The organism is Actinomadura bangladeshensis, from assembly GCF_004348335.1.
Taxonomy (GTDB): Bacteria; Actinomycetota; Actinomycetes; order Streptosporangiales; family Streptosporangiaceae; genus Spirillospora; species Spirillospora bangladeshensis.
In genome coordinates this window covers 1-5,276 of the sequence record NZ_SMJW01000384.1, presented here as the reverse complement: position 1 = coordinate 5,276, position 5,276 = coordinate 1, and the positions used below count along the sequence as shown (strand labels likewise).

General features: G+C 71.2%; 4 protein-coding genes. 2 read left to right on the top strand and 2 right to left on the bottom strand.

From position 1 onward, the window contains the following. The coding region (locus tag E1284_RS38170; protein WP_243715000.1) for a TetR/AcrR family transcriptional regulator at positions 1–611 on the bottom strand (611 nt) is incomplete at its 3' end. 227 nt (positions 612–838) lie between these two features. Here E1284_RS38170 and E1284_RS38165 point away from each other — a divergent pair. Together E1284_RS38165 and E1284_RS38160 are read left to right on the top strand one after the other, a co-directional pair. Then, positions 839–2,410 carry a succinic semialdehyde dehydrogenase gene (locus E1284_RS38165; protein ID WP_131945013.1) on the top strand — a complete coding sequence of 524 codons (1,572 nt, stop codon included), beginning with the start codon at positions 839–841 and terminating at the stop codon, positions 2,408–2,410. A 9-nt stretch (positions 2,411–2,419) separates the two neighbouring features. Next, positions 2,420–4,171: a GMC oxidoreductase gene (locus E1284_RS38160; protein WP_131945012.1), complete on the top strand. Its 1,752-nt coding sequence runs from the start codon at positions 2,420–2,422 to the stop codon at positions 4,169–4,171. Between the two features lie 265 nt (positions 4,172–4,436). Here the strand turns inward: E1284_RS38160 and E1284_RS38155 are convergent. Beyond that, positions 4,437–5,276: zinc metalloprotease (locus E1284_RS38155; protein WP_207924197.1), on the bottom strand; the 840-nt coding region annotated here is incomplete at its 5' end.

Below are 5,276 nucleotides of genomic sequence, written 5' to 3'. Positions count from 1 at the left end.
GTGGTGTAGAGGTCGGCGGGGACTCTGGCGGGGTCCAGGAGGTGTTGGAAGGCCAGGCCGACGTCGAGGGCCAGGGTCAGGGTGGCTCGGTCGGCGGGGGCTATGCCGTCCGCCGGTTCGAGTTCGGCGGCCAACTGGGCGCGGCGCTCGGCGTACCAGTCGGCGATGCGCCAGCCGGCGGCGTAGTCGCGCATGCCGTAGAGCCAGAACTCGACGAGGAGGAGGGCGAGGCGGCGGGGGCCGTCCGCGGTGTCCTGGCGGTGGGACGAGCGGCCGGTTCGGTCGGTGTCCTCGCCGGCGGTGCGGAGTTCGTCGCAGACGTCGGGGCGGGTGCGGTCGCTGGTGATGCGCTCCATCAGGGCGAGCAGCAGGTCGGTCTTGCCCGCGAAGTTGGAGTAGACGGCGCCCTTGGTGAGGCCGGCGGCCGCCGCGATGTCGTCCAGGGAGGCGCCGTGGATGCCGCGTTCGGCCCAGAGGCGTTCGGCCGCCGCGAGCAGCGCGGTGCGGGTCTGCTCACGCCGGTCCCGGCGCGGCCGGGAACCGCCGCCGGACGGGCGCGGGCCGCCCCCCATGCCGGCCTCGGGCCGCGTGCCGCCGTGGGCGTCCGTCATTCGCGCTTCACTCCCTCTCCGTGACCGGTCAGATGCTTCCCTTCGAAATACACCGGGTCGCCATGGTCAGTCTGGAAGTTGCACAAGTCCGGACGGATTGGAACGCTCCGTTCGCCCGCCGGTTGTCAGTGGGGGACGGAGATAGCGGGTCCACGTGGGGCATATCACCGCATGTAGCGCGTTACTTGCGGGTAGCCAAAATGGGCAGGTGGTCATACCCTGCGTGCATGGCATCCCCGACGGTCCCTGCCAAAGGCACGCAGCTCTCCCAGACCCTGATCGAGCGGCTGACCGCCCGCGTCGTCTCGGGCGGCTCCGACAGTGCGACGATCCCCAGCCCGTTCACCGGCGAGCCCCTCGCGACCGTTCCGCTCTCCAGCGCCGACGACGTCCGCAAGGCCCATGAGCGCGCCAGGGAGGCGCAGCGGGCCTGGGCGGCGCGGCCGGCGGCGGAGCGGGTCAAGCCGTTCCTGCGGCTGGCGGACGCGCTGGTCGACCGGCGCGAGGAGATCCTCGACATCATCCAGCTGGAGACCGGCAAGGCGCGCCGCCACGCGATGGAGGAGTTCCTCGACGTGGCGCTGTGCTCGCTGTACTACGCGCGGCGGGCCCCGAAGCTGCTGAAGCCGAAGCGCCGGCAGGGCATGATGCCCGGGCTGACGCGCGTGCAGGAGCTGCGGCACCCGAAGGGCGTCGTGGCGCTGATCGCGCCGTGGAACTACCCGTTCGCGCTGGGGGCGAGCGACATCGCGCCGGCGCTCATGGCGGGCAACGCGGTGATCCACAAGCCGGACACCCAGACGTGCCTGTCCAGCCTGTGGGTGCTGGACCTGCTGGTCTCGCTCGGGCTGCCCAAGGACCTGTGGCAGATCGTCGTCGGGGAGCCGGCCGAGATCGGCGACCCGCTGGTGGAGGAGGCCGACTACGTCTCGTTCACCGGGTCGACGCGCGGCGGCAAGGCCATCGCCGAGAAGGTCGCGCCCCGGCTGGTCGGCTACTCGCTGGAGCTCGGCGGCAAGAACCCCATGATCGTCATGGCGGACGCCGACGTGGAGCGGACCGCGCGCGGCGCCGTCCGCGCGTGCTTCACCAACGCCGGGCAGCTGTGCATCTCGATCGAGCGGCTGTACGTGCACGAGGACATCTACGACCGGTTCGTCCCCCGGTTCGTGGAGCTGGTCGAGGGCATGAAGCTCGGCACCGGCCTCGACTTCGACGCCGAGATGGGCTCGCTGACCTTCGAGCGGCAGCTGGACGCGGTGACGCGGCACGTCGACCAGGCCGTGAAGGAGGGCGCGACCGTCCTGGCCGGCGGCAAGGCCCGGCCCGACGTCGGCCCGCTGTTCTACGAGCCGACGATCCTCGCGGACGTCACCGGCGACATGGACCTGTGCGCGAACGAGACGTTCGGTCCCGTCGTCTCGGTCTACAAGTACCGGGACGAGGACGAGGTCGTCGCCCGCGCCAACGACACCGCCTACGGGCTGAACGCGTCGGTGTGGACGAAGAACGCCGCGCGGGGCCGCCGCCTCGCGTCCCGCATCCAGGCCGGGACCGTCAACGTCAACGACGGGTACGGCGCCGCGTTCGCCTCCTACGACTCGCCGATGGGCGGGATGAAGCAGTCCGGCGTGGGACGCCGCCACGGGGCGGAGGGCCTGCTGAAGTTCACCGAGGTGCAGACCGTCGCGAGCCAGCACTTCATGGACCTCGAACCTCCGGGCGCCATCGGGTACGACAAGTTCGCCGACTACATGGCGTCCGGGATCAAGCTCATGAAGAAGCTGCACATCAAGTAGGGATCGTCCGTGAAGCATGACTTCGACGTGCTCGTCGTCGGATCGGGGTTCGGCGGCAGCGTGTCGGCGCTGCGGCTGACGGAGAAGGGCTACAAGGTCGGCGTGATCGAGGCGGGCCGCCGCTTCGACACGAACCCGTCGGGTGCGCCGGGGTCGCGGTATCCGGAGCTGCCCAAGACGAACTGGCGCGTCGGCCGCTACCTGTGGGCGCCGGCGCTGGGCCTGACCGGCATCCAGCGGATGCACCTGATCCGGGGCGCGAAGTCGAGCCGGGTGCTGGTGCTCGCCGGGGCGGGCGTGGGCGGCGGGTCGCTGAACTACGCCAACACGCTGTACGTCCCGCCGGAGCCGTTCTTCAAGGACCGGCAGTGGGCGCACATCACCGACTGGCAGGACGAGCTCGCGCCCTACTACGAGCAGGCCAAGCGGATGCTGGGCGTCGTCCAGAACCCCACCACGACCGAGGCCGACAAGGTCATGAAGAAGGTCGCCGACCGGATGGGCAAGGGCGACACGTTCGTCAAGACCCCGGTCGGCGTCTACTTCGGGTGCGGCGCCGGGGTCGAGAGCGCCGACCCCTACTTCGGCGGGGCGGGCCCGCGCCGGCGCGGCTGCCTGGAGTGCGGCGAGTGCATGGTGGGCTGCCGCCACGGCGCGAAGAACATGCTCACGGAGAACTACCTGTACCTCGCGGAGAAGGCCGGCGCCCGGGTGATGCCGCTCAGCCGCGTCACCTCGGTCAGGCCGCTGCCGGGCGGCGGGTACGAGGTCGAGATCGTCCGGACCGGCTCGTTCGGCCGCAACCGCAAGACGCTCACCACCGGGCAGGTGGTGTTCGCGGCCGGGACGTACGGGACGCAGAAGCTGCTGCACAAGCTGAAGACGACCGGTGCGCTGCCGCGCCTGTCGGAGCGGCTCGGCGCCCTGACCCGCACGAACTCCGAGGCGATCCTCGGCGGCGGGCGCGGTAACGGCAGGCCGGGCCCCGACTTCTCCGAGGGCGTGGCGATCACCTCGTCGTTCCACCCGGCCCCGGACACGCACGTCGAGCCCGTCCGCTACGGGCGGGGCTCCAACCTCCTCGCCGGGCTGCAGACCCTCCTCATCGACGGGGACCGTCCCGGTGAGAAGCACAGGCCCCGGCTCCTGAAGTTCGCGCGCGAGGTCGTGCGCCGCCCCCGCGACCTCGTCCAGCTGTTCGACGTCCGGCACTGGTCGGAGCGGACGGTCATCGCGCTGGTCATGCAGACCCGCGACAACTCGATCACGCTGCGGCCGAAGAAGGGTCCGTTCGGGTGGGACGTCCGCGCCTCCGCCGGGCACGGGGAGCCGAACCCGACCTGGATCCCCGAGGGGCACGAGGCCACCCGCCGGATCGCCGAGGAGATCGGCGGCATCGCGGGCGGCACCTGGGGCGACCTGTTCGACGTCCCGATGACCGCCCACTTCCTCGGCGGCTGCGCCATCGGCGACTCCGCGGACTCCGGCGTGATCGACGCCTACCACCGCGTCTACGGGCACCCCGGCCTGCACATCGTGGACGGCTCCGCCGTCTCCGCCAACCTGGGCGTCAACCCGTCCCTCACCATCACGGCCCAGGCCGAACGCGCCATGTCGTTCTGGCCGAACCGCGCCGAGGACGACCCGCGCCCGGCCCTGGGGACCCCGTATCGCCGCATCACCCCCGTCTCTCCGAAGAACCCGGCCGTCCCGGCCACGGCCCCGGCCGCCCTGAAACTGCCCATCGTCGACATCACCTGACACGCTCCGCCCCCGATCGACGTCCCTGCCGGCAGCGGATCCCGCCGCCGGGTGGTCGGCCCGCCGTCCCCTGCGACGGGCCGACCGAGTTCCATGGTCGGGGCGGCGTGCGGGTCATGGAACTGGAACGCGATTCTGTGGATAAGTCGACGGCAGCCATAGCGCCGTGGAGGTCTAGGGCGCCGTCGGCCTGGGCGCCCTTCGCATCTCGGATGCGGAGAGCCCACCGCGGTGGGGGCCGCGGTGGGCTCTTGGGAAGGCTGGGTCAGGCGCGGTAGGCGGCCCACTGGGACTGCATGCGGGCGCTCTGGCCCGGGGTGAACTCGTACATGCACGAGTCGTAGCTGTAGTCCATGAAGTTGTGGATCGGGTCGCTGCCCGGGGCCGAGCACGTGTCGCGGCCGGTGGGGCAGCCCGAGGCGGGGCTCTGCTCGGCGGGGGTGTCGGAGACCCGGTCGCCCTGGCCGCTGCAGCCGCCCTGGAACGTGTGGTAAAGGCCCATCCAGTGACCCACCTCGTGGGTGGCGGTGTCGCCTTCGTTGTAGTTGCCCAGAGAGCCGCCCGGCAGGCTCTGGTAGTGGATGACGACGCCGTCCATTGAGGGCTGGGAGCGGTAGCTGCTCGGGAACGTGGCCCAGCCGAGGAGGCTGCTCCCCAGGTCGGCGGTGTAGATGTTGAGGTCCTGCGCGTTGCCCACGTGCAGGGAGTTCTTCATCTGGCGCTCGTAGCCCTCGGGGTCGGAGAACCAGGACGCGTTCTTCGTCCGCTTGATCTCTGCCAGGGTGAACGTGACGCCGCTTCCGGCGTAGGCGTTGTTGAGCACGGAGAGCTGTTGCTGGAGCGTCGAGTCGGAGACGTTCCCCGCACTGCCGTAGACGACCTGGAAGTGCACCCGGACGGTGATGGACGCGGCCGCCCGCATCGTCTTGAGCTTGCTGACGCGGTTCTGGAAGTCCTTCTCCATCGCGGCGACCTTGGCCGCGCTCGGCTGGTTCCGTTCGGCGACGTGGGCGCCGGCCCGGACGCGGGCCTGCGCGGGCTGGTCGGCGCACTGAGTGGAGGCCGTGGACGAGGCGGGCGCGGCGAGGGTGGCGGGGGCGGCGGC

What these genes read in the sequence shown, in the direction of transcription:
- E1284_RS38165 (WP_131945013.1), top strand. Translation starts at nt 839, where the DNA reads ATGGCATCCCCGACGGTCCCTGCCAAAGGCACGCAGCTCTCCCAGACC.